The following is a 23,817-nucleotide window of genomic DNA, read 5'->3' as shown; positions in this document are numbered from 1 at the left end:
CCAATGGGTGAGTTCTACCGTGCCAGTCGGGCGACAGCTACACCAAGGTCCCATGGGCACATCCGGGTAGTCCGCGGGTGACGGACCGAACAGGTCCGTCGGTGCGGGGTGGGGTCTCGAGCGGCGGCTGACGGTAGCCGCTCGCGGTGTGCTGACAGCGCACAGGGGATGCTGGGGAGATACCGGAACGGATCCGGGGGCGGCGTCCGGTGCCGGCCGCCGCCGTGGCACTGTAGAAAGCGCGATGACGACATCATTTCCGCGTAGGTTCACCGCCCGGACGCAGGCCGCCCTTGCCCTGGAGCGGCTCGCCGCCGAGGCGTCCCGTCGGCTTGGCCGTGGTTCCGGGGAGATGATCGGCGGGAAACTGGCCCTTCGGGTGTCCCCGGGGGCCCTCGCCGAGGTCGGTTCCCGGCGTCCCACCGCCTGCGTGTCGGGCACGAACGGCAAGACGACGACGACCCGGCTGCTCGCGCGGGCGCTGGGCACCCTGGGGCCGGTCAAGTCGAACAGCGGCGGGGCGAACATGGCCCCGGGGGTGCTCGCCGCGCTGTCGAAGCCGCCGTTCGACGCGGCGGCGGCCCTCGAGGTCGACGAGATCTGGCTGCCGAAGGTCACCCGGGAGATCGGGCCGCGGGTCGTGCTGCTGCTCAACATCAGCCGCGACCAGCTGGACCGGTCCAACGAGACCCGGCGGATCGCCGCGATGTGGCGTGAGCTCGGCGCCGAACTGCCCGGCACGACCGTCGTCGCCAATGTGGACGATCCCCTCGTCGCGTGGGCGGCGGCCGGCTGGTCGCGGCAGGTGTGGGTGTCGGCGGGGCAGAACTGGACGGCGGACGCGATGGTCTGCCCGCAGTGCGCCCGGCTGCTGCACCGCAACGCCAACGGCTGGTGGTCCGAATGCGGGCTGGCCCGGCCGGAGCCGATCGTCTCGGTGATCGGGCCGCGGGAGCTGCGCTGGTACGGCCGCACCGTCCCGGCCCGCCTCGACCTGCCCGGATGGGTGAACCTCGGCAACGCGGCGATGGCGGCGGCCGCCGCCCGCGAGTTCGGTGTGGAGGTCGAGGCGGCGCTGGCCGCGATGACCGGCCTGGGTGACGTCCAGGGGCGCTATCAGGAGGTCTTCCTCGGCGAACAGGGTCGGCGCGGGCGGCTGCTGCTCGCGAAGAACCCCGCCGGCTGGGTGGAGATGATGGAGCTGCTCGCCGACGCCCCGCCGCGTCCCGTCGTCATCGACTTCAACTCGCAGACCGCCGACGGCCGCGACCCCTCGTGGATCTGGGACGTCCCGCTCGAACGGCTCGCCGGCCGGCAGGTGCTCGTCACCGGGGAGCGCAAGGAGGACATGAGCGTGCGCTTGGCCTACGCGGAGGTGCCGCACAGCGTGCACCGCAGCGCCGAGGACGCCGCTCAGGCGGCCAACGAGAAGGTCGTCGACGTGGTCGCCAACTACACCGCCTTCCGCGACCTGCTCGTGCGGTGCACCCGATGAGCCGCCGCGGCGTCTCGACGACCCGGATCGCGCTGATCTACCCGGAGCTGCTCGGTACCTACGGTGACGGCGGCAACGCGATCGTGCTGGAACGGCGGCTGCGCTGGCGTGGCCTGCCGGTCGAACGGGTCGACGTCCCCGCCGGTTCGCCGGTGCCCGAAGGGTGTGACATCTACCTGCTCGGCGGCGGTGAGGACGCCCCGCAGGTGCTCGCGGCCGACGGTATCCGGCAGAACCGGGCGATCCCCCGGGCGGTGCACGGCGGTGCGGCGGTGCTCGCGGTCTGCGCCGGCTACCAGGTGATCGGTCAGAGCTTCCCGTCCGGCGGGGAGATCCACGAGGGGCTGGGTCTGGTCGGGATCGAGACCCGCCGTTCCTTCGCCGGTCCGGACGCCCCCCCGCCGGGGCGCGCCGTCGGCGACATCGTCGTCGAACCCGACCCCCGCCTCGGCCTGCCCACCCTCTTCGGCTACGAGAACCACGCCGGACGGACCAGGCGCCTGCCCGGCTGCCAGGGATTCCCCCTCGGGACGGTCCGCCGCGGCATCGGCGACGGCTCCAGCGGTGCTGGCGCTGCCGGTGGTGGCGCTGGCGGGCGTGCCGGTGGGACGGCTGGGCCGGATGACGGTTCGTCCTCGGCGGGGACCGACGGGATCGTGGACGGGCGGGTGCTGGGCACCTACCTGCACGGGCCGGTGCTGGCGCAGAATCCGGCGCTGGCGGACCTGCTGCTGACCTGGGTGCATGGCACGCTGCCGCCGCTGTCCGGACCGCCGGAAACCGTTGCGCTGCGGGAGGCCCGGCACCGCGCGCTCACCGCCGGCTGACCGCCCAACGGCACCTTCGTGGTGGTCGGGCCACGGTTGTCCGATCACACGTTTGCGGGGTTTCGACTGGGGCGGTGTGGTTCCGTGGGACCGTGGCAGCCAATCCCCTTGCCGGCTGGTGGGGCAAGAACAAACGAACCGGGTACATCGTCGCGGCGGTCGTCGTCGTGCTCTGGGTCTTCATCCAGCATGACAGCGGTCCGAAGACCAAGCGGGACGCGATACCGAAGGGCTACGGTTCGTCCGGCCGGGAGCTGTATGTGCACGCTCCCGGCAGCCCCAAGAAGCCGATTCCGCTCGTGCTGATCCTTCACGACGACAACACCTCGGCCAAGACCTTCGACCATGACAGCAAGGCCGGCTCCGTGGCCAACGAGAAGACCTTCGCCGTCGCCTACCCCGAAGCCGTCGGCGGTACCTGGCGCATCGACAGCCCCGACGGCCCCGACGCCCGCTACATCCGGGACGTCATCGACTACGTGTCGACGAAGAAAAGCAAGATCGATCCGAATCGGATCTACATCTGGGGCGTCGGTGAAGGCGCCCGGCTGGCCCTCACCGCCGTCTGCTCGGCCGGCACCCCCGCCTTCGCCGTCGTGGGTGTCGTGGGCCAGTTCACCCAGGAGCCCCAGTCGCCCTGTGCCGGCCGCGTCCCCGTCGAACGCGTCGCCGAGACGGACTGGGACAAGAAAGTCAGCGAGGCCCTCTGGAAGGCATCCTCAGGCCACCGCCTGCCCGCCTGACCGCCGCCTGCCCGCCTTCCCGTCCCGCCTGTCCGTCCGCCCCGTCAGACGTGGGCTGGCGGATGAGGAGAACCGTCGGACGAGGCCCGGCGAAGGGGAAAGGCCGGATGCGGGCCGGTGGGGATGGGAGGCCCGCCGACGCCGCCGGGAGGGGGTAGCGGCGTCGGCGGGCCTAGGCCGAACGGCTCCGGGAGTCCGCCGGCCTTCCACTCTGGATGGGGGGGGATCCGAGGGAAGGCCGGCGGAGTCGGTGGCCATCCGGCCGGACGGACGTCAGATGGGGGGAGATCTGACGTCCGTCCGGCCGGAAGGAACAGACGGCTCCTGCCAGACAGGTGCGGGGTGCCCGGTCGGCTGGGGTATGGCCGGGTCAGCGACGATGGTGACCGGTAAGGGCAGCGTGCCGCTGCCGGACGACCGGTCGGGGGAGCATGCCCGACCAGGGCACTGGATGGTGCCGAACGTGTCCGGAAGTACGAGACGTGCCGACGCGTGGACGTGTACGGCTGCTAGCTGACCGCGACCGGAGGGGGGTGGTCGCGGGCGGCGTCAGTCGTCCAGGTCAGGTCGTGTCCACGGCAGGCGCCGCGAGGTCCAGGAAGGGCTGCTGGCTACCCTCGGAACGTGCGGGAGGGTGGCCGCTGGGCCCGGCTCGGACGAAGCGGTGGCGAAGGTGTCGTCAGATCCGGCCCACGTAGTACGACGTGGTGTAGATCGACTGGAGCTTCACGACGTTGCCGGTGTGCGGGGCGACCCACATCTTGCCGTTACCGGCGTAGATGCCGACGTGGTAGATGTTGCCGGGCGTACCCAGGAAGATCAGATCTCCGGGCTGCTTGTTGTACATGGAGATCCGGGTGGTGGCGGCGAACTGGGCGTCCGTCGTGCGCGGCAGGGTCTTGCCCAGCTGCCGGTAGACGTACTGGACGAGCCCGGAGCAGTCGAACGAGCTCGGGCCGTCGGCGCCGTAGACGTAGGGCTTGCCGGCCTGCAGAGAGGCCAGGTAGACGGCCTTCTCGCCGATGGAGTTCGCCGGGAGCGGGACGTCCACGTCGACGGAGACGTTGTCGATGATCGCACCGCGGGCACGCGAGGCCGCCGCCGCCGGGGCGGGCTGCGCGACCTGCAGGGTGGCGTCGTTCGACGAGTGCGCCGACTGGAGGGCGTCCGTCCCGTCGAAGATCGCGGTGACGTTCGTCGTGGTGAGCACCCGGGCCGTGTACGACGTGTAGCCTTGGTCGTTGGTGTACAGGTGCTTGAAGGTCGCCCAGCCGGTGGGCAGCTTGACCTGCACCTTGACGAGCTGGTTCGCCAGCGGCTCGTGGGTGGCCTCGTTGAACAGCGAGAAGCCGATGTCCACGGGCTCGTTCGCGGTGACCGTCACGTTCGGGTTGGTGACCCGCAGGCCGACCTGCACCTTGCCCGCCAGGGGCGGTGCGTCGACGGTCGTGGTGGTCAGGGTGGTGCCGACGGAACCGTCGGAGCTGATCGCCGCGGCGGCGATGCTGCCGCCGAGGGCGGCTCGCGAGCCGATCTGCGCGGCGAGGGTGACCGGGGCGGTGTTCGTCGACTCGTCGCGCGCCTGGTCGGCGTGGACGTCGGTGGCACAGCCAGCCAGGGCCACTCCGGAGACCGCGACGGTCCCGGTGGTCATCGCGGCGAAGGCACGCGCCCGGCCCCGGCTACGGGCGACCGGCGTGGGGGACGGGGCACGGTGACGGCCGCGACCCGCGACGCGTGAATCTTCGTCGAGCTGCACGCTTTGTGCGGACAACGATGTATTCCTTCCCGTACGCCTGCGAAGTGAGCTGTCGGGTTCGGGCTGGGCTGCCCGGCCCGCGGCGTGACCTTCACGCTGCGAACTTCACCCCTAGGCCGGCACCGCGGTTCGGTGCTGGCCGGTGTGGAGGATGGGTCCCCCGCTCCTGCCCCAGATGACGACTCGGAGGGGACACCGGGGCCGGGGGCAGGATTCGGCGTTCGGCCCGGTGTTGTCGTTTCGTCGGCGTGAGACTAGTCCACTCGGATGGTGCGGGTAAACACTAGCTCCTCCCAACTACAGGCAGTGTGCACTGAAGTGCCCGTGCCCGGGCCACCACAAGTGCCGCCCAGCCGAGCCGATCAGGCCGTCCCAGCACGCGAAAACGCCTGGATGGGAGGTGGTCGCCAACCCCCGGATCGATGCCGTGACGTCGTGGAACCGGGTGTCCGCAGCCGGGTCGCCCCGATTGGACACCCACAGGTGGACACAGCCTCGGTCGCACCCGGTAACCGCGGAGTCGGGGCCGCGCGGCGGGCCGTCCCGGCCGTGGTTCATGCCCATCAGGCAGATCCGAGGGGCGCGTCAACGGGGGGTCCGGCCGCGGCGGGAGAGGAAACCGGCGGTGTCGAGCATCTGGAGTTCGAGGGCGAGCAGCTGGACCTCGCCGGGCAACGAACGCTGGTGGGCAAGGGAGGCGACGGCGGCGCGGGCACGGTCGGCGAGCGCGTCCAGGGCGCGTTGGCGCTGGCGCATCCGGGCCCGCTCCTCCTGGATGGTGCGGACCGTCTCCTCCTGCCAGTCGCGTGTGCGGGCGAGGAACTCGCTGGCGTCCTTGGCCTGACGCTCGGCTTCCTCCAGCCGGCTCAACAGGCCGTCGAGGACCTCCAGGCGGCCGACCAGCTCGACGATCAGATCACCGCGGTCGGGCATGGGGGTGGTCGCTCGCCGGGCGGGGTCAGACGAGGGCATGAGCTCCCCTGGGGGGTGGGGGATCGGGGGCTGTGCCGAGCCGCGGAGGCGAGGCCCGGTCGCTCCGACACGGATGGTTACGGTAGCCGACGGCGACGACCGAATGTAACCCATCGTACGGATACGTCGGCACTGTCAACTGATAGTAAAAATGAACCATGGACCACCGGCTGGCTGCGTGTTTTGCGGCGTACCGGCGGTTTGGGCGTTATTTGTATGGTCATGCGCTGATCGGCCACTCGACGGGCGATGTCCCATCGCCTGTGAAGAGGGGCAGAAGAGGGGTGGCATGGGGATCGGGCCGTTCCGTCAGCGACGCCGGCCGCTGACGATGCGCTGCGGGGCACCGAGTCCCGGCCGGCGTCAATGATGCAGGTCACTTTCGGGTCGACTAAAGCCAACCGTTACGTTTGAACGCCCGGTACAGCAGCAGACAGGCGACCACCATCACGCTCAGGACCGCGGGATAGCCCCAGGTCTGGCGCAGCTCGGGCATGTGCTCGAAGTTCATTCCGTAGATTCCGGCGAGCGCGGTCGGAACGGCGGCGATCGCCACCCAGGCGCTGATCCGCCGCATGTCCTCGTTCTGCGCGATGGTCAGCTGGGTAAGTGTGGCCTGGAGCACCGAGGAGAGCAGTTCGTCAAAGTGCGAGATCCGCTCGCTGACCTGCTCGAGATGGTCGGCGACGTCGCGGAAGTAGCGGCGCATCGCGACGTCCACCATTCGTGGCCGGTCCAGGATGAGGCTGCGCAGCGGTCCGGCCAGCGGCTGGACGGCGTGCTTGAGTTCGAGCAGCTCCCGCTTCATCTGGTAGGCGGACTCGGTGGACGGGGTGTGATCGCGGCGGAACACCCCGGCCTCGATCTGGTCGACATCCACCTGGATCTTCTCGACGGTGTCCACGTAGTCATCGACGATGCTGTCGCAGATCGCGTGCAGGACGGCGGTCGGGCCGTGGCGCAGCATCTCCGGGGCGGCCTCGAGCTGACGGCGCAGCTTCGACATCTCACCGTGCTGCCCGTGGCGCACCGTGACGACGAAGTCCTCCCCCAGAAAGATCATGATCTCGCCGGTGGTGACCACCTCCGAGGTGCCGGTCACCTCGGTGTGCGCGACGTAGGTCGTGGTCTTGAGCACCATGAACAGGTGGTTCTCGTACTGCTCGAGCTTGGGTCGCTGCCCGCCGGTGACGGCGTCCTCGACGGCGAGCTTGTCCAGTCCGTACTCCTGCGCGACCTCGGCGAGCTGCTCGTAGGTCGGTTCGAACAGGCCCAGCCAGGCGAACCCGTCCCGTTCGTCGCGTGCGAGCCGGAGCGCGTCGGCGGTGTTGACGTCCATCGTCACCCGCTTGCCGTGGCTGTAGACCCCGCAGGCCATCACCCGTCCGTCCGGTGTGGACTGTCGGATGATCGCGCGGGCCCGGCGCCGCTTGCGGCCGACCCGCACCAGCGAGACCGCCGGTCGGCTGAGCGCGCCGGCCAGCCGGTGGGCGTTCGCCGAGGCGTGCTCCAACGCGTCCAGCACCGGATGCTCACCCTGGGACCCCGACTGGTCGAGCGCACCGGGCGGGTCGGCCGGGCCGCGGCCGTGTGGTGTCGAGAAGTGAGGTTGTCCGGGGGTGTTCGCCGTACTGGAGATGTCCACACCGTTGTTGTCCGCGGCGTCGCCTTGCGTCATCGCTTCGTCGCCCCCTTCCAGGCCATCGGCGTACCGTTGGCTGTTCTGACGTACCGGTTGCCATCGTGACAAGGCGACCGGGACCGCCGGGCAGGGTCCCGGTCGGGCAAGAGGATCCGTCCTCGGTGTTCCGTGTGGATACGCGGGTGTGCCGTGGGATGGCGAGCGTGATGGCGAAGGTGACGCGCACACTGCCGTGGCGGCCCACGGGCGGCCCGGCGCCAGCCACGGAGGTACGGGTGACCGAGATCGAGGTACGCAGGCTGCGGGTGTTCGCCGATGAGACCGGCGCGGCGGGCAGCCTGCTCGCGGTGGTGCTCGACGCGGCCAAACTACTGCCCGACCAGCGGGAACGGGCTCAGATCGCACGGCGGCTCGGCGTGCCCGCGACCGTCTTCGTCGACGACCTGGAGCAGGCGGAACTCGCCGTGCACACCCCTGACCGGCAGGTGCCGACCGCGGGGGACGCCCTTGTCGGCGCCGCGTGGCTGATCGCCCGGCTGCTGGGCGGGCATCCGGCGGTCCTGCGTCTGGCCGGTGGGGACGCGGTGAGCTGGCAGGACCAGGGCCGGGTGTGGACCCGGGCGGCGCTCACCGGTGTCACCGGCTGGACGCACCGCCAGGTGGGCAGCCCCGCCGAGGTCGAACAGCTGACACTGCCACGCCCCGAACAGGACGATCTCGTGCAGGTCTGGGCCTGGCTGGACGAACAGGCCGGCGTCGTGCGGGCGCGTGCGTTCGGGGAGCGCCACGGTGTCGCCGAGGACGAGGCGTGCGGGTCGGCGTCCATGCTGCTCGCCGCGCGGCTCGAGCGCCGGCTGACGATCCGCCACGGCATCGGCTCGATCGTGCTGGCCGCGCCCGGCCCGGAGGGCTTCGCCGACATCGGCGGCCTCGTCGTCGAGGACGAGACCCTCCACATCGACCATCTCGACGACTTCCTCGCCGACTGAGCCCCACCTGCCAGCGGCGCCTCTCCTCTCCTGCCCGCGCGGACGGCTCCTCCCCGCGTGGACGGCTACCCGCTCGTCAGAGTGGCGGTTCGGCGGGTGAGCGCAGCATGCGCGTCCACGCGCCTTCGGTGATCTCACCGCGGGCGTCGATGATGGCCCAGTCGACGATGTCGACGCTGTGGATGCGCAGCGGCAGGCCCATCCGGACGTGGGTGAGCGAGGGGTGCGCGCCGTCGCTGAGGCTGCGCCCGCGCAGCAGCGCCGGATGCGGCCAGCCGGACACGCGTGCCCAGGGCCACTCGACGGTGTCGGCCACCGCGATCTGATGGCGCACGAGCAGGCTGCCCAGCGGGGGCAGCGCATGGTTGAGGTAACGCCGCCGGGCGTCGGTCAGGCGTGAGCGGGCGGCGAAGACGGCCTGCTCCCGGACCGGCCGCGACTGCTCTCGCACCGGCTGGTCGGGTGTGGGCTGGTTCTGGATCAGGGGGACATTCCTGACGGCCATGGCGGTCACAGTAGTGGAAATCTTTCGCAGGGTACACATATGCGTCCCGAGTTCGGTACGCGTTCTTCAGTGTCCGCTTACTTTGTGTAGACATTTTCCGGATGCGGCCGTCGTGAGCAGGGCGTATGTTCGACGTATTGACAGTGATCCGTTACTCCATTCGTCCGTTCGACGAGGTGATCATGGCCGAGGCGTTGGCGACCCTGGTGGATTCGGCGCATGCGGATGCCTTCCACCTGATCGAACTGGCCGGTGGCTCGCCCGAGGTCGATCCAGGGGGCGCGGCCGATCCGGGGGGCGTGAACGCCACGCCCAGCGACCCGCGGCAGGTGCTGCGGGCCAACGACGTCGCCGTCGCGGCGATCTCCGCGCATCTGAGCGCGATGGAGGCCGTCGTCTACCCGATGTGCGCGCGCAACGTGCCCGGCGGGCGAGCGCGGGTGACGGAGCTGCGCCGGTTGGCGCGGCGCAGCTCCTCGGTGATGCGCGGCATCGAGCAGTACGTGCAGGGCGATCTCAACCGTCCGGCGGTCAGCGTCACGAGCCTGCGCCGGGACCTCGCGGTCCTGCTCACCGAGCATGCCCAGACCGAGAACGCGCTGCTGCACGAGCTCGACCGGACGCTGTCCGACAGCGAGCGCACCCGCCTGCGGGAGCGGTTCTCCGCCGCGATGCGCCACGCCCCGAGCCGGCCGCATCCGCATCTCGGGCACGGCGGCCCGTTCGGCGGCAGCGCCACCGTCCGGCTGCTTGGCACCATCGATCATCTGCTGGATGTGATGGATGCCCGTGAGGTGGCCGGTGCCCCCGTTCGTGCTCCGGCGCCCGCCGGTCTCTGGGGCTGGTACCTGCTGGGCCGCCCGACCGCACCGGCCCCGGAGTGGCCCGCCGAGACCCTCACCGTCACCACCGCCGATCCCACGGCCGGTGCCGCGGTACCCGCGGCCGGGCCGGCCGGCGGATCGCCCGCGGACGGTGCCACCGCCGCAGCCGGTGAGCGGGCCCGATCGGTGGGTGGCGGATAGTCGATCGGGGGGTGGCGACCCTGACCGTATGGTGAAATGTTACTGACCTTGGTCGGGTAATGACCGCGACGACAAGCCCGTTTGGTGTTCCCTTCCCCGCGTCTGCCACTCGACATGCCATGCTTCGGGTCCAGGTTGGGCCGATATGGCCCGCACGTCGTGCACTGCCGAGGAGATGTGTCCGGAACCGAGAGCGCAGTCGCCCCGGCGCCCGCGACGCCAGCGGACGTGATCTGGCCGATCCTGCTGGTCGAGGATGATGACGGGGATGCGTTCCTCGTCTCCGAGCTGTTGGAGGAGGTGTCCGCCCCGGTCTCCGTCATCCGGGTGCGCACCGTCGCCGAGGCGCTGGTCGGCAGCGCCGGCGCCGCCTGCATCCTGTTGGATCTCGGCCTGCCCGACAGCGAGGGTCTGTCCGCGTTGCGGCGGCTGCTCGAGGTCGAGTCCGGCGCGCCGGTCGTCGTGCTCACCGGTCTGGTCGACGAGTACCGCGGCGAGCAGGCCGTCGCCGCGGGGGCGCAGGACTACCTGGTCAAGGGCCAGGTGGACGGGCGCGACCTGGTCCGCGCGGTGCGTTACGCGATCGAGCGGACCAGGGCCGACACGGCCGCCCAGGCGCTGCGTGAGTCCGAGTTGCAGGCCGCGGAGCGGTCCCGGCTCGAACGCGGTCTGCTCCCGCGCCCCCTCTACGACGACCTGCGGCTGCGCCACGACACCCGCTATCGCCCCGGTCGGCGCCAGTCGCTGCTCGGCGGGGACTTCTACGACATGGTGGCGACGCCCGACGGTGTCCTGCACGTCCTGCTCGGCGATGTCTGCGGGCACGGCCCGGACGAGGCGGCCCTCGGGGTGAGCCTGCGTATCGCGTGGCGAACACTTGTGCTCGCCGGTGTGCGGGAGGCCGACCGGTTGGGGTATCTCCAGCGGGTGCTGGTCAGCGAACGAGATCATGATGAGATTTTCGCGACGGTCTGTGAGCTTTCCATCGCCGCGGATCGTGAGTACGCCCGGATGCGCCTGGCCGGGCATCCGCCCCCGGCGATTCTGTATCCGCGGCTCGCGGCCCTGCCCGGTGATGTCGTCAGCCCCGCCCTCGGCATCCTCGACGAGGACCTGACCCAGGAGGTGCGGGTCGAGCTCGGCCCGCGCTGGGCGCTGCTGCTGGTCACCGACGGCCTGCTGGAGGGCCGGGACGGCCCCGGTGGCGAACCCCTGGGGTTGGGAGGGGGTTCTCCCCGAGCTCGCGAAGCTGTGGCCGCCTCAGGGCCCCGACCACCTGCTCGACAGCCTCATCGACCGGATCGAGGCCCGCAACGGCGGCCCGCTCACCGACGACGTCGCCCTGCTCCTGCTGATGCGGGGCGATGACTGATGCCCGCCGTCGCGGCACCCAGCGCGCCGACGGCTGGCGCGCCGGCCGGGGATGGTGCGACCGGGGGTGGTTCGTCCGGGCTGGGCAGGTGGCGACTGCGGCGGCGGCTGGGGGTCACCTATGTGATCGCGGCGGTGGTGCTGCTGGTCGTGGTGGGTGTGGTCGCGTCGTCGCTGGTGCGGCTCACCGATGCCATCCACACCCGCAGCGACGTGATGGCGCCGGCGTTGCTGGCGTCCAACCGGCTCGTCGCCAGCGTGGTGGACCAGGAGACCGGCCTGCGCGGCTACCTGCTGCAGGGCACCGAGGACTACCTCTCTCCCTACAACGCCGGACGGACCGAGGAACGCCGTGATCTCGCCGAGCTGCGTGGGGTGCTGGCCGGCCGGCCCGACCTGCTGGCCGGTGTCACGGCGTTGGACGCGCGCATCCGCGCCTGGCACACCGCGTACGCCGACCCGGCGATCGCCGCGGTGCGCGCCTAGGGCGTCTCGGCGGCCCGTCAGGTGCCGCTGGCCCCCGGCAAGGTCCTGTTCGACGCGGTCCGCGGCAGCGCCAACGCGCTCAACGCGGTGTTGCTCGACCACGCCAGCGAGGCCAGCTCGGATGTCCGGAGCGCGCTAAACTTCCTGGTGATAGCGCTGTCGATCGGTGCCGCGGCGATGGTGGCGCTGTTCGCCGCGATCTACTGGGCGCTGCGCGTCTGGGTCACCCGTCCGATCGAACAGGTCGGTGGGGACGCCCGCACCGTCGCCACCGGCAGCCTCGACCATGTGGTCGAACCCACCGGTCCGCCGGAGATCGTCACGCTGGCGGCCGCCGTCGAGCTGATGCGCCAGCAGCTCATCGGTGAGCTCGGTGTCGCCCGGGCGGCCCGCGGCGAGGTCGAGGCGCAGGCCGAGGTGCTGCGCCGCTCCAACCGCGACCTCGAGCAGTTCGCCTACGTCGCCTCGCACGACCTCCAGGAGCCCCTGCGCAAGGTCGCGAGCTTCTGCCAGCTGCTCGAACGCCGCTACGGCGACAAGCTCGACGACCGCGGCGTCCAGTACATCGCCTTCGCCGTCGACGGCGCCAAGCGGATGCAACAGCTGATCAACGACCTGCTTGCCTTCTCCCGGGTCGGACGGACCACCGAGAGCTTCGTCGACATCCCCCTCGGCGAGCTGCTCACCCGTGCCACCACGACCCTGTCGCTGACGATCGAAAGCCTCGACGCCGAGGTCAGCGCGGACGAACTGCCGATCGTGCGCGGCGACCCGATGCTGCTCACCCAGCTGCTGACCAACCTGATCGGCAACGCCCTGAAGTTCCACGGGGAGGATCCGCCGCGGGTGCACATCGGCGTGGTCGAACACGCCGACACCTTCGAGTTCTCCTGTGCCGACAACGGCATCGGCATCGAGACCGAGTACGCCGAGAAGATCTTCGTCATCTTCCAGCGTCTGCACAGCCGGGAGGTGTTCGCCGGGACCGGTATCGGTCTCGCCCTCTGCCGCAAGATCATCGAGTTCCATGGTGGACTGATCTGGCTCGACACCGAGGCCCGCCCCGGCACCACCTTCCGCTTCACCCTCCCGCGCCGCACCGCCGCGGCTCCCGCACCCGCACCCGCATCTCCCGCTGTATCCGTCGGCCCTGTGTCTGCCGGCGCTGTCGATCTCGTCCGCGCCGCCAAGGCCGCCCGACCGTCCGGAGAACAACGTGAGTGAACAGCTCGTCCCTGTCGAGGTCCTGCTCGTCGAGGACGACCCCGGGGACGTCCTCATGACCCGTGAGGCGTTCGCGGACCACAAACTGCGCAACCACCTCAACGTCGTCAGTGACGGCGTCGAGGCGCTCGCCTACCTGCGGGGCGAGGGCGAGTACGTCGGCGCCCCCCGGCCCGACCTGATCCTGCTCGATCTCAACCTGCCCCGCCGCGACGGACGGGAGGTCCTGCGCGAGGTCAAGCGACGCATCCCGATCGTCGTGCTCACCACGTCCGAGGCCGAGGAGGACGTGCTGCGCAGCTACGACCTGCACGCCAACGCCTACATCACCAAGCCGGTCGACTTCGACCGTTTCGTCGCTGTCGTCCGCCATATCGACGACTTCTTCGTCACCGTCGCCCGCCTCCCCGGCCAGTGACCCGGTGCCAGGTCACCGACCCCGGTGACCTGGCACCGGTGACCTTCGTCCGCCCGATGCGGTAGCTGGCGGTCGACGTTGCCGCGCGGATGGGCCGAGGTCGCCTACAGTGCGAACATGGCCACCGGACCACGACCCGCCCGCGTGCAGCGCCAGGCCCTGGCCGATCTGCTCGGCGAGTACGGCCCGGCCCATCCCACGTTGTGTGCGGGCTGGACGAACCACGACCTGGCAGCCCATCTGGTCACCCGGGAGCGGTCACCGTGGGCCGCTCCCGGCCTGGTGATCGGCCGCCTGCACGGCCTCACCGAACGAGCCGAGCGCGCCACCATGCGCGCCCATCCGTATCCGGACCTGATCGAGATCTTCCGCGCCGGCCCGCCCCGCTGGCATCCGACCCGCTTCGGTCCGCTCGACGACGCCACCAACCTCGTCGAGTTCTTCATCCACGCCGAGGACATCCGCCGTTCCACCGCGGTCCCGACCGCACGCTCCACCATCGGCGTCGGCGCACGCTCTACCGTCGGTTCCGCCGTGGGCTCCGGTGCAGGCTCCGGTTCGGGTTCCGGCGCGGGTCCGGGCGCCGATCCCAGCACGGGATCCACGGACGGCTCCAGCGTCGGCTCCCACCTCGGCTTCGGGTTCGGCCTGGACATCGACATCGCCTGGAAGCCCCGCGATCTCGACATGGCCAGCCGCGGCATGATGTGGAACGCCCTGCGCCTAGCCGGACTCGTCGGTTTCCGCCGGGCCGGCATCGGCGTGGTCGCCGAACGCACCGACCGCCCCGGCCGGCTCACACTGCGCGGCGGCGATCCCGTGGTCGAGATAGTCGGCCTCCCCGAGGAGATCCTCCTGTTCGCGTTCGGCCGTGGCCGGATCGCCCAGGTGGACCTGCGCGGCACCGCCGCCGACATCGACCACCTGCGCCACGCCCCCATCGGCCTCTGAGCCGTCCAGTCGACCCCCGCCGACCCCCGCTGCGGTGCGGGCGGCGAGCCGTGTGGCCGGGCGGACATCGGGCATTCGGCGCAATTCGCCGGCACTGATGGGCCAGGGCTGCGAGGCTGGGAGCATGGTGGCGAAGTCCCGGCGGGCCGCGCGTGTGCTGCTGGTCGATCCGACGGACGCGGTGCTGCTGATCCGCTCCCATGATCCGAGCCTGGACGCGGCGCCGTCCTGGTGGCATGTGCCGGGTGGGGGGCTTGATCCGGGCGAGACGCCGGAGCAGGCGGCGGTCCGGGAGATCTTCGAGGAGGTCGGCTACCGGTTGGCCGACACGGGCCAGCCGGTCGCGACCCGCCGGACGTCCTTCACCTACCTGGGTCGGGACTATCGCCAGGCCGAGACGTTCTACGCCGTCCGCGTGCCGCGTCGACCGGAGCCGGACGCCTCGCGGTGGACGGAGACGGAGCGCCGGTCGATTCTCGGCTGGTCCTGGTGGACGGCGGCCGAACTGCGCGCGACCGGCGACACGGTCTACCCGACCGGCCTGGTGCGCCTGCTCGACAGCTGGCTTTCGGGAGGCCCACCGAGGACCCCCCTGCGCCTGTGACCGACCTTCAGGCGACTACCACAGGGAGGCGTAGGTGGCGGCGCCGTTCGGGTTCTCGTTGGGGTTCAGCAGGGACGAGTGGACGTTGCCCGGCGCGGAGTCGTTGAAGTACGACTCGTAGGCGAGGATGTCCTTGTTCGCCTTGAACGTGTTGTACATGTCGCGGATGTAGACGGGGTTGTCGCCGCCGGCCGTCCCAGCCCGTCCGGCACCGGTGTCGGACTTGCCGACCAGGCCCCATTCGGGCACCGAGAACTGCTTGCCGTGCTGGCGGGCGAAGGCGATCGCCGAGCACAGGCCGGTGGCCTCGGCGCACTGGGTGGCGAAGGTGGCGTCGCTGGTGCTCGCCGGCCAGTGGTCGTAGGTGTCCACCCCGATGATGTCGACGTAGGCGTCACCCGGGTAGACCGACCAGGCTCCACCGCTGTGTGCGTTCAGGGCCCAGTCGATGCGGGCCTGCGGGTCGGTCGAGCGGATGGCGCTGACGACCTGCCGGAAGCAGCTGACCCAGGTGGTGGCGTTCGTCTTCGACACCGACCACGGGAACCAGTCGCCGTTGAACTCCCAGGCGAGGCGGACGATGCTCGCGGGCCGCCCCTTGGCGACGAGCCAGCGGCCGAAGCTCGCCCACTGGCTGCTGTAGGCACCGTTCGCGCAGGAGTTCATGTCACCCTGCCCGTTCGGGAAGAACGGCTGCGAGATCACCCAGGTGCCGGCGAAGGTCGAAAGCTTCTCCGGGCCCGAACCCAGCCACGGGTTCGTGATCGTCTGCCAGCTGGACCGGTCGCTGAAGGTGACCACGGCGGTGACCGGGGAGCCGCGGAAGGCCGCCCACGCGTTCACCTGTGTCAGGGAGCCGGCGGCCAGCCCGCTCATCCCGCCGGGAACGGCGCCGCCACCGGACACGGCCGGCGGGGCCACCACGGGTGCGGCGGGTGCCCGCGTGGGAGTGGTGGTGCGCGGCGCGGTGGTCGTGGTCGTCCGCGAGCCCGACGCGGTACCGGACGTGCCGGAGGCGCCGGTTGCCCCGGACTTGCCGGTGCCGGTGCCGCCCGCGGCCGGGCTGGGGGCGGGCGAGGTGGTGCCGCGCGCGGTGGCGCTGACCGAGGGGGTCGGGCTGGCGGAAGGCCGACCACGATGCTGGTTCGGGTGCGCGGCCGCCGCCTCGATGGTGGACGCGCCGTCAGTGCTGTCGCCCGTGGGGGCGAGGTTCCAGCCGATCGCCGCGGCCAGGATGGCCAGCACGCCAAGCGAGGCGAGCCAGACCGGATGGCGGGAGTGCCGCCGTCGACGCCGTGAGCCAGCGCGGGCCTTCGGCGGACCGGACGTGCCCTCCGATCGGTGCTTCACCGCGGTATCCCTCCGTGCGTGGCGTGTCGGCGTCAGAACCCCCCCGGGTCCCGGCTTCGCAAGCGAAGCGGATGACCTCCATGTCGCGCAGCGGCCAGAGATGTCGATGTGGGGTGCGGCCGGGGTACCCCCTCGGTGCCCCAGTGGTCGATCTGGTCAGGTATGACCGGACACTACACGGACGATTTTTTTTGGGGACGTCCCAGGTGGCGCAGTATGTCTTAGATGTCCGTAGGCAGACCGTCTGAGCGATGTGTATCCCTTGTTCTTCGGGTGAGATTCGCGGTCTGAGTGTCGAATCGGGGGTCTCCGGGGGCCCTCGCGAAGGTGGCCGGCCAGCCGGCCGCGAGGGTCGCCGATGCCACGACCGGCGGGACGGCACACGGAGGTCAACAAGGTCCCGTTGTGCCACAATGTGCTCGCACGCATGTGCCCACGAGCGAGCGGTCGCCGTGGTTGGGGTCGTCCGCTCGCCCACGACTTTTCCAGACGCCAGGAGCACACCGAATGTCCCAGCCACCCGAGTACCCGTCGGGCACGGATCCCCAGGGCGGCTACCAGCCGGGGCAGGGCGGCTACGACCAGGGGCAGGGCCAGCCCGACTGGAACCAGCCCGGCCAGGGCCAACCCAACCCCGGTTACGAGCAGGGTGGCTACGGCCAGGGTGGCTACGTTCAGCCCGGCTCCGGTTACGGCCAGCCCGGTTACGGCCAGGGTGGCTACGGCCAGCCCGGTTACCAGCAGGGGCAGGACGCGCAGGGCTACGGGCAGCCCGCCGGCGGCTACGGTCCGCCACCGGGCGGCTATGGCGCGCCCCAGGGTTACCGGGCGCCCCAGGGTTACGGGGCGCCCGGTGGGTTCGGCCCGCCGCCGCCCTACGGCCAGCCCGTCCCGAACTATCTGTGGCAGTCGATCGTGGTGACGCTGCTGTGCTGTCTGCCAGCCGGCGTGGTCGCGATCCTCTACGCGACCAAGGTCGATCCGCGCCGGCAGACCGGTGACATCGACGGTGCCCGCAACGCGTCCAGCAAGGCGCGGATGTGGTGCGTCATCTCGCTGCTGCTGGCCATCGTGCCGCTGGCGATCGTCCTGATCCTGGGGCTCTCCGGCGCGTTCGACGACGACTCGAGCGGCGGATTCTCCACCCTCGGCCCGCTGACGACCTGAGCGTCCCATGCCCGTCCGGCCTGATCCCGCCGACTCCGCCGACTCCGCCGGCCACAGCACCTCCGCAGACGAGGACGTCTCTGTGGAGTACGGCGATGTGGGAGAGACCGGGGCCCCGGTCGTCGAGGTCGGGCCGTCGGGTGAGGTCGAGTGGGAGCGACCGGTCCGGACCTATCTGTGGCAGTCGCTGGTTGCCACCCTGTTGTGCTGCCTGCCCACCGGGGCCATCGCGCTGGTGTACGCGTCGATCGCGCAGAACCGGCTGCAACTGGGGGATGTGCGGGCGGCCCGCCAGGCGTCGGCTCGGGCGCGACGCTGGTGCATCGTCTCGCTGATCACGTTCGTGGTGGTACTGCTGACCTACGTCGTCGCGGTCGTCATCCTCGTGGCGATCGCGCACGACCGGGCCTGACGGCCGGATCGTCCTCGCTGGTCGGGTCGTCCCCGTCGGTCAGCAGGGTGTCCTCGTCGAGGGTGCGGTGGGGGCGGGCGGCGGATGTCGTCCAGGCGGGGTGTTCGCGGGCGGCCCACCAGGCGGGAACGGTGCCGGTGCGGATGCCGACCCGGGCGATCGGGTCGTGTGCGGCCATCCAGAGGTGGCCGGCGACGCCGAAGAACAGGCCGTAGGCCAGCAGGTCGTGGACGAAGGTCGAGCCGGTGCGCCACGCGTCCGGTAGACCGCCGGGCAGGTCCGGACCCCACCGCATCAGGACGCCGGTGCCGAGCATCACCAGGATGCTGCCCGCGACGAACGCGGCGTAGAGCTTCTGGCCGGCGTTGAACTTGCCGACCCCACCGGCGGTCGCGCCCCGGGCTCGGGCCCGTTGCCAGGCCCCGAACCGCAGCCTGGCCCGCAGCCAGGCCCCGTCCGACGTGGTGAAACGGTTGAGCGCGCGGACGTCGCGGCGGTAGCTCACGGCGCCTGCCGCGACGAGCATCGGGATGGGCAGGGCCAGCCCGGAGTACAGGTGGATGGTCTCGACCAGCCGCCGCCGGCCCACGAGTTCGGCCAACGGTGGCAGCAGCAGCACGGCCCCGGTGATCAGGCAGCTTCCCATCGCCGCGGCGGTCGTCCAGTGGACCAGCCGGGTCGCTCGCCCGAACCGCCGCACGGACGCCGACCCGCCGCCGCGTCCCGGGTCCGAGGGAACAGCCGGCTCGCCCGGGGTCGTCGGCACGACGGGGAACTCAGACGGGGTCATCGTCGCGACCGTTGGAGCGGCCGATCCAGCCGTCGACGTCGTAGCCGCGCTGCTCCCAGTAGCCGGGGGTGACATGGTCGACGGCCTCGATCTCGCCGAGCCATTTGATCGACTTGTAGCCGTACATCGGCGCGATGTACAGGCGGACGGGTCCGCCATGGTCGTGGGTGACCGGGCCGTCGAGCATCCGCAGGGCGACCAGGACGTCCGGTCGGGTGGCCTGGTCGAGGGTGAGACTCTCGGTGTAGCTGCCGTCGAAGGAGCGAAACGTCAGCGCCCGCGCGGTGGGCCGGACCCCGACGGCGGCCAGCAGGTCGCTCAGCAGCACCCCGGACCAGTGCACGTTGCCGACCCGCCAGCCGGTGACGCACTGGAAGTCGCGGACCAGCGCGGTCTGGCGCATCGCGCCGAGGTCGGCGAGGGTCAGCGTCCGCGGCCGGTCGACCAGGCCGTGCACGCGCAGCCGGTAGTCGGCCGGCCCGAGCCGCGGGACGCTGGAGGTGACCGAGTAGTAACGGAAGTTGCCGATGGGCACGAGATCGGACAGGCCGGTCGGATCGTTGCGCCGCACCGGGTCGATGGCCCGCTCCAGCACCCGCTCGACCCGCGCGCCGACAGCGATGCCCGCGGCACCGAGCGCGACCATCCCGAGCACGATCCGCCGGCCCACCGGCGTGCCCTCGGATGCCACCTTCTCAGTGAACACCCGGTTCCTTAACAAACCCGACCGGCCGCCGGACCAGCACGGCCCGCGGCCGTCGGCGTCGCGAGGAGACGTCCCGCGTCGGAAGGGGACCCCACATCGGGAGGGACGTCGCGGGTCAGGAGGTGATGTCTCGGCGGGTGAGGGTGAGCGCGGCGAGGGCGGCCGCGCCGAGGGCGTAGGCCGTCCCGACGAGCAGGGCGTCGCCGTAGCTGACGTCGGCGACGCCGCCCTGGCCGACGGCGTCGAAGACCAGGCCGGGGAAGACCCGGCCCGCGCCGTTCCACGACGCCTCGATGATGTGCTCGAGGGGGAACATCCAGGCGACACCGGCGGCGAGCGTCACCGCCGTGGACCGCAGCGCCACGCCGAGCGCGGTACCGACCACGCTGAAGAACGCCGACGCCAGCAGGGCGTTGCGGTAACTGGTGGCGAGCGCGCGGACACCGTCCACGCTCCACCAGGCGGACGTGTCGATGCCGCGGATCCCGGCGGTCACCACCGCCGCCGCCACGCTGAGCACCAGGGCCGCGACCAGTGCCACCGCGACCAGCGCGAGGGTGAGGATCATCCGCCCGGCCAGCCAGCCGAGCCGGCGCGGCTCGCGCAGAAAGAGGGTGCGCAGCGTTCCCTGGCCGTATTCGAGGGTGATCGCGATGGCGACCACCAGGAAGACCAACAGTCCGGTGAAGGTGCTGCCGCCCGCGAACCCACGAGCTATCCCGGATGCGGCCGTGAGCTGGGCGGTCGTCACGGCGAACCCCGCCGGCCCGTCGCCGGGGCCAGGCGCCGGTGGTCCGCCACTGGGCGCGGGATCGTCCGCCAGGCTGAGGACGAGGACGGTCGAGAGCACACTGAGCGCCGCCAGCAGCCCTGTCGCCACCGCCGTGCTCGGCCGCCACACCTTCACCAGCTCGGCCCGCAGGGAACGCCACGTCGATCGAACACCGTTCATCGCCGAGCCCCCTGAACCGTGGACGTGTGTGCCGTGGACGTGTGTGCCGAGGGTGGGTGAGTCGCACCGTCGGCGCGGGCCGCGGTGACGAGACCCTGGTAGCGGTCCTCAAGGCTGTCGCGCCGGGGGGACATCTCGATCAGGGTGATGCCGCGGGACGCCGCTGCCCGGTTCACCTCGGCGAGCGCACGGACGTACTCCCGGGACTCGCGGTCTCCCGCGTCCACCGTGACGACGACGTCGCGTTCCCCGCGGGTGGCCGGTAGGCCAAGGCCGGCGAGCAGGTCCGTCAGGGGTGCGATGTCGCGGTCGTGCTCCGGACGCAGGACGACGTCGACGGTATGGCTGGCCATCAGCCGGTCGGTGGGCCCCTGGTAGGCGAGCCGGCCGCCCTCCACGACGATCAGCCAGTCGCAGATCTGTTCCACCTCGGCCAGCAGATGGGACGAGACGAGCACCGTCCGCCCCCGCGGTCGAGCGGCCTCGGCCTCGGCGTCGGCGTCGGCGTCGGTCTCGGTCTCGGTCTCGGGGGGCTGGGTGGGGCGTCCGGTCAGCGAGCGGATGAGGGTGCGCATCTCGCGGATGCCGATCGGGTCCAGACCGTTGGTCGGCTCGTCCAGGACGAGCAGGTCCGGGTCGGTGAGCAGGGCGGCGCCGATCGCGAGGCGCTGCTTCATCCCCAGGGAGTAGGAGCGGAAGCGGTCACCGCCGCGGCCGGCGAGCCCCACCTGGTCGAGGATCGTCTCGACCCGTGCGTCCACCTGGGCGCGGGGGATGCCGGCGAGGACGGCGAGGGCGGTGAGGTTACGTCGGCCCGACAGCGCCGGATACAGCGCCGGGCTCTCGATCAGCGCACCCACCCGGGGCAGGTAGGCGGCGGGGGCCCGCAGCGGCTGCCCGAGGACGGTCCCGTCGCCGCCACTGGGCCGGACCAGGCCGAGCAGCATCCGCAGCGTGGTGGTCTTGCCGGCACCGTTCGGTCCGACGAAGCCGGCGACGACCCCCGTGGGAATCGTGATGTCCAGCCCGTCCACCGCGGTGCGTCGGCCGTATCGCTTCGTCAGCCCCCGCACGTCAATGGCGCTGGGGACGTCTGTGGCACTGGTGACGCCTGTGGACGGCCAGGTGGGGGAGCCTGCGGCGGGTCCGGGCGCGGATCGGGCGGAGCCTGGTGGTGTCGGGATCGTCCCGGGCGGGCGGCCGATCGCTGTTGTCATGTCGAGCAGCGTGCCGGTGCGGGCCGCGTGCGTCGTCCGACGGACAGCGACATTCACCTACGTAACCGCGCGCAGTCCAGGCTGCGCGTCTCGGCCGGGGTGGCGCTCAGCCGAGGCCGGACTGGTGGGCGAGGACGGCCAGTTGCGCGCGGTCGCGGGCGGCCAGTTTGACCATCACCCGGCTGACGTGGGTGCGTGCCGTCGCCGGGCTGATGACCAGGCGGGCGGCGATCTCGTCGTTGGACAGGCCGCGACCCACCAGGCCCATCACCTCGCGTTCGGTGAGACTGCGCAGGTCAGGGGCGTCGAGGGTCGGTCGGCGGGCGAACGTGTCGATCACCAGGCGGGTCACCGACGGGGACAGCAGCGACTCGCCCGCCGCGACCACCCGAACCGCGCGCAACAGATCGGCCGGCTCCGCGTCCTTGAGCAGGAAACCGGACGCCCCGGAGCGCAGCGCCTCGAAGACGTACTCGTCCACCTCGAACGTGGTGACGATGATGACCCTGGTCGCCGCCAACGCCGGCTCGGCGACGATCGCGCGCAGCGCGGCCAGACCGTCGAGCACCGGCATCCGGATGTCGAGCAGCACCACGTCCGGCCGGGTCGCGCGGACCACGTCGACCGCGGCCTGACCGTTCTCGGCCTCGCCGACCAGCGTCAGATCGTCCTCGGTCTCCAACAGAACCCGCAGCCCCAGGCGCACCAGTGGCTGATCGTCCGCGATCACGACCCGAATCACGACACTCCCCGCCGTCGGGGCGCCGCCTCCACCGGCCGCGCCCCCGGCTGTGGTGCCCCCGGCTGTGGTGCCGCCAGCGCCGGTGCGCCCGAGTGCGGCTGAGCGCGGGCCGGCAGGACGGCGTGTACCCGCCAGCCGTCGGCCACCGGTCCGGCGGACATCGTCCCACCCAGCTCCGCCGTGCGTTCCCGCAGGCCGGTGAGTCCGTGACCCACCGGCGCCACATCGTCGACGACCGGTGGGATCTGGTCGAGGACGTGGTCCACGACCTCGAGGGTGAGCCGCTGCTCGGCGAGTGTCACGACCACCTCGACCCGGGTCGTACCGCGTGCGGTGTGTCGCAGCACGTTCGTCAGCGACTCCTGGATGATCCGGAACGCCGCCAGGTCGACGTCCAGCGGCAGGTGTTCGAGCTGTTCCGGCACCCCGCCCAGGCGCAGGTCGACCGGTATCCCACACAGCCGCACCTCGTCCACCAGCGACGACAGCCGTCGCAACCCGGTCAACGGCGGAGCCGGCGCGTCCATCTCGGACGCACGGGGCTCGGACGTGCCAGGGCCGCCTGGGCCGGCGGCAGCAGCAGTAGCGGCAGGGGCAGGGGCAGGGGCGGTGGCGGGGCTGAGGCTGGGGGAGAGAGGGCCAACCCGACTGAGGGTGCCGGCACGGCTGAGGGTCAGGGTGGCGCGCAGCTCCTCGAGGGCATCGACGCTGGTCCGGCGGATCGCCTCGAGCGCCAACTGGGCCTGCTCGGGTCGGCGGTCGAGGACGTGCAGGGCGACGGCGGCGCGCAGCGAGATGACCGACAGGCTGTGCCCGACCACGTCATGGACCTCCCGCGCCAGCCGCAGCCGCTCCTGTTCGATCCGGCGCAGCGTGGCCTCCTCCTTGGCTCGGGCCGCTGCCCCACGCCCGCCGCGCAGCAGAATCCCGATCAGAGTCGGGACACCGCAGACCAGGACCACCACGAGGACGCGGACGGACCATCCCCACCCGGACGCCGGCTCCTGGCGGACGGCGGCCACCGTCGTCCCGGCGAGCACCAGCACGGCGGCACCGCCCGCGGCCCACCAGGCCGTCCGGTGATCACGATGCAGACCCAGCGACAGCAGCGCCACCACCAGCGGCGCGAACGACGGCCCATGCGGATACCCGGCGCCGAGATAGCCCCCGAGCACCGGAGCGGCCACCGCCACCATCATCAACGGCGACCGTTCACGCAGCAGCACCGTGCCCGTCAGCAACCCGAGCAGCACGAAGGCCGCGGTGTCCAGCTGACGCCCACTCTCGACGTCGTGCGACGCGCCCGCCGAACCGCCGATCACCACCGCCGCCGCGACGACCAGCCGGAGGACCTCCGCCGCCCACCGCGCCGTACGCCTCGCCGCGTCCGCCATCCCGCGACGGTAACGGCTCGCGGACGGGCAGGTCATCCGTCTGCGGACGTACCTCGCCTACGGCACGTCGCGTACA

General features: G+C 71.5%; 23 protein-coding genes, 1 pseudogene and 1 riboswitch. Of the genes and pseudogenes, 13 read left to right on the top strand and 11 right to left on the bottom strand.

Annotation, left to right across the window (positions count from 1 at the left end; all coding sequences use genetic code 11):
• Positions 1 to 244 precede the first annotated feature (244 nt).
• From G6R24_RS06970 to G6R24_RS06960, 3 genes are all read left to right on the top strand, one after another.
• Positions 245 to 1,495: a Mur ligase family protein gene (locus tag G6R24_RS06970; RefSeq protein ID WP_163548338.1), complete on the top strand. Its 1,251-nt coding sequence runs from the start codon at positions 245 to 247 to the stop codon at positions 1,493 to 1,495.
• Positions 1,492 to 2,322, top strand: coding sequence for a type 1 glutamine amidotransferase (locus G6R24_RS06965; RefSeq protein WP_163548337.1), 831 nt, complete (start codon positions 1,492 to 1,494; stop codon positions 2,320 to 2,322). Before G6R24_RS06970 ends, G6R24_RS06965 begins: the two co-directional genes overlap by 4 nt.
• A 92-nt stretch (positions 2,323 to 2,414) precedes the next feature.
• On the top strand, positions 2,415 to 3,065 hold the full coding sequence (locus G6R24_RS06960; RefSeq protein WP_225438215.1) for a PHB depolymerase family esterase: 651 nt from the start codon (positions 2,415 to 2,417) through the stop codon (positions 3,063 to 3,065).
• Between the two features lie 679 nt (positions 3,066 to 3,744).
• On the opposite strand, the gene G6R24_RS06955 is transcribed toward G6R24_RS06960, so the two are convergent.
• From G6R24_RS06955 to corA, 3 genes are all read right to left on the bottom strand, one after another.
• Positions 3,745 to 4,839: a C40 family peptidase gene (locus G6R24_RS06955; protein WP_217451600.1), complete on the bottom strand. Its 1,095-nt coding sequence runs from the start codon at positions 4,837 to 4,839 to the stop codon at positions 3,745 to 3,747.
• A gap of 5 nt (positions 4,840 to 4,844) precedes the next feature.
• A riboswitch (cyclic di-AMP (ydaO/yuaA leader) is annotated at positions 4,845 to 5,023 on the bottom strand.
• A gap of 386 nt (positions 5,024 to 5,409) precedes the next feature.
• Entirely contained in the window at positions 5,410 to 5,757 is a 348-nt protein-coding gene (locus tag G6R24_RS06950) for a hypothetical protein (RefSeq protein WP_338084416.1), read from the bottom strand.
• Between the two features lie 430 nt (positions 5,758 to 6,187).
• The gene (gene corA / locus G6R24_RS06945; RefSeq protein WP_163548334.1) at positions 6,188 to 7,474 is read right to left on the bottom strand and encodes a magnesium/cobalt transporter CorA; all 1,287 of its coding nucleotides are present in this window, start codon (positions 7,472 to 7,474) and stop codon (positions 6,188 to 6,190) included.
• Between the two features lie 239 nt (positions 7,475 to 7,713).
• Between corA and G6R24_RS06940 the strand changes: the two genes are divergently transcribed.
• Positions 7,714 to 8,427 carry a PhzF family phenazine biosynthesis protein gene (locus G6R24_RS06940; RefSeq protein ID WP_163548333.1) on the top strand — a complete coding sequence of 238 codons (714 nt, stop codon included), beginning with the start codon at positions 7,714 to 7,716 and terminating at the stop codon, positions 8,425 to 8,427.
• A gap of 76 nt (positions 8,428 to 8,503) precedes the next feature.
• On the opposite strand, the gene G6R24_RS06935 is transcribed toward G6R24_RS06940, so the two are convergent.
• Positions 8,504 to 8,932 (bottom strand): hypothetical protein, encoded by a 429-nt coding sequence (locus G6R24_RS06935; protein WP_225438214.1) that lies wholly within the window; start codon positions 8,930 to 8,932, stop codon positions 8,504 to 8,506.
• 125 nt (positions 8,933 to 9,057) lie between these two features.
• Between G6R24_RS06935 and G6R24_RS06930 the strand changes: the two genes are divergently transcribed.
• From G6R24_RS06930 to G6R24_RS06905, 7 genes and pseudogenes are all read left to right on the top strand, one after another.
• Positions 9,058 to 9,957: a hemerythrin domain-containing protein gene (locus G6R24_RS06930; protein WP_225438213.1), complete on the top strand. Its 900-nt coding sequence runs from the start codon at positions 9,058 to 9,060 to the stop codon at positions 9,955 to 9,957.
• Between the two features lie 177 nt (positions 9,958 to 10,134).
• Positions 10,135 to 11,329 (top strand): annotated as a pseudogene (locus G6R24_RS06925) (PP2C family protein-serine/threonine phosphatase).
• Positions 11,329 to 11,814, top strand: coding sequence for a CHASE3 domain-containing protein (locus G6R24_RS23620; RefSeq protein ID WP_338083962.1), 486 nt, complete (start codon positions 11,329 to 11,331; stop codon positions 11,812 to 11,814). The pseudogene G6R24_RS06925 and the gene G6R24_RS23620 overlap by 1 nt, the downstream one beginning before the upstream one ends.
• 21 nt (positions 11,815 to 11,835) lie before the next feature.
• A complete protein-coding gene (locus G6R24_RS06920) occupies positions 11,836 to 13,038 on the top strand; it encodes a sensor histidine kinase (RefSeq protein ID WP_338083963.1) in 1,203 nt (400 codons plus the stop codon).
• Positions 13,031 to 13,456, top strand: a complete 426-nt coding sequence (locus G6R24_RS06915; RefSeq protein WP_163548331.1) for a response regulator — start codon at positions 13,031 to 13,033, stop codon at positions 13,454 to 13,456. The genes G6R24_RS06920 and G6R24_RS06915 overlap by 8 nt, the downstream gene beginning before the upstream one ends.
• Before the next feature lie 117 nt (positions 13,457 to 13,573).
• Entirely contained in the window at positions 13,574 to 14,407 is an 834-nt protein-coding gene (locus G6R24_RS06910; RefSeq protein ID WP_163548330.1) for a TIGR03085 family metal-binding protein, read from the top strand.
• Positions 14,408 to 14,531: 124 nt separating this feature from the next.
• Complete coding sequence (locus G6R24_RS06905; RefSeq protein WP_163548329.1) at positions 14,532 to 15,011, top strand: NUDIX hydrolase; 480 nt, start codon at positions 14,532 to 14,534, stop codon at positions 15,009 to 15,011.
• Between the two features lie 15 nt (positions 15,012 to 15,026).
• Here the strand turns inward: G6R24_RS06905 and G6R24_RS06900 are convergent, their stop codons facing one another.
• Positions 15,027 to 16,361: a glycoside hydrolase family 26 protein gene (locus G6R24_RS06900; RefSeq protein WP_163548328.1), complete on the bottom strand. Its 1,335-nt coding sequence runs from the start codon at positions 16,359 to 16,361 to the stop codon at positions 15,027 to 15,029.
• 507 nt (positions 16,362 to 16,868) lie between these two features.
• Between G6R24_RS06900 and G6R24_RS23520 the strand changes: the two genes are divergently transcribed.
• Together G6R24_RS23520 and G6R24_RS06890 are read left to right on the top strand one after the other, a co-directional pair.
• Entirely contained in the window at positions 16,869 to 17,528 is a 660-nt protein-coding gene (locus G6R24_RS23520; protein WP_163548327.1) for a CD225/dispanin family protein, read from the top strand.
• A 7-nt stretch (positions 17,529 to 17,535) separates the two neighbouring features.
• Positions 17,536 to 17,940 (top strand): CD225/dispanin family protein, encoded by a 405-nt coding sequence (locus G6R24_RS06890; protein WP_163548326.1) that lies wholly within the window; start codon positions 17,536 to 17,538, stop codon positions 17,938 to 17,940.
• Here G6R24_RS06890 and G6R24_RS06885 read toward each other — a convergent pair.
• From G6R24_RS06885 to G6R24_RS06860, 6 genes are all read right to left on the bottom strand, one after another.
• On the bottom strand, positions 17,906 to 18,730 hold the full coding sequence (locus G6R24_RS06885) for a cytochrome b/b6 domain-containing protein (RefSeq protein ID WP_163548325.1): 825 nt from the start codon (positions 18,728 to 18,730) through the stop codon (positions 17,906 to 17,908). The two genes, G6R24_RS06890 and G6R24_RS06885, sit on opposite strands and share 35 nt — an antisense overlap.
• A complete protein-coding gene (locus G6R24_RS06880) occupies positions 18,717 to 19,376 on the bottom strand; it encodes a molybdopterin-dependent oxidoreductase (protein WP_175084622.1) in 660 nt (219 codons plus the stop codon). Before G6R24_RS06880 ends, G6R24_RS06885 begins: the two co-directional genes overlap by 14 nt.
• 175 nt (positions 19,377 to 19,551) lie before the next feature.
• Positions 19,552 to 20,388 (bottom strand): ABC transporter, encoded by an 837-nt coding sequence (locus G6R24_RS06875; RefSeq protein WP_163548324.1) that lies wholly within the window; start codon positions 20,386 to 20,388, stop codon positions 19,552 to 19,554.
• The gene (locus G6R24_RS06870; RefSeq protein WP_225438212.1) at positions 20,385 to 21,662 is read right to left on the bottom strand and encodes an ABC transporter ATP-binding protein; all 1,278 of its coding nucleotides are present in this window, start codon (positions 21,660 to 21,662) and stop codon (positions 20,385 to 20,387) included. Before G6R24_RS06870 ends, G6R24_RS06875 begins: the two co-directional genes overlap by 4 nt.
• Positions 21,663 to 21,711: 49 nt before the next feature.
• Positions 21,712 to 22,347 (bottom strand): response regulator, encoded by a 636-nt coding sequence (locus G6R24_RS06865; protein ID WP_163548323.1) that lies wholly within the window; start codon positions 22,345 to 22,347, stop codon positions 21,712 to 21,714.
• Positions 22,344 to 23,741, bottom strand: coding sequence for a sensor histidine kinase (locus G6R24_RS06860; RefSeq protein ID WP_225438211.1), 1,398 nt, complete (start codon positions 23,739 to 23,741; stop codon positions 22,344 to 22,346). The genes G6R24_RS06865 and G6R24_RS06860 overlap by 4 nt, the downstream gene beginning before the upstream one ends.
• Positions 23,742 to 23,817 lie beyond the last annotated feature (76 nt).

This window comes from Candidatus Frankia nodulisporulans, from assembly GCF_902806475.1.
Lineage (GTDB): Bacteria > Actinomycetota > Actinomycetes > Frankiales > Frankiaceae > Frankia > Frankia umida.
This window is presented reverse-complemented; position numbering and strand designations above follow the sequence as displayed.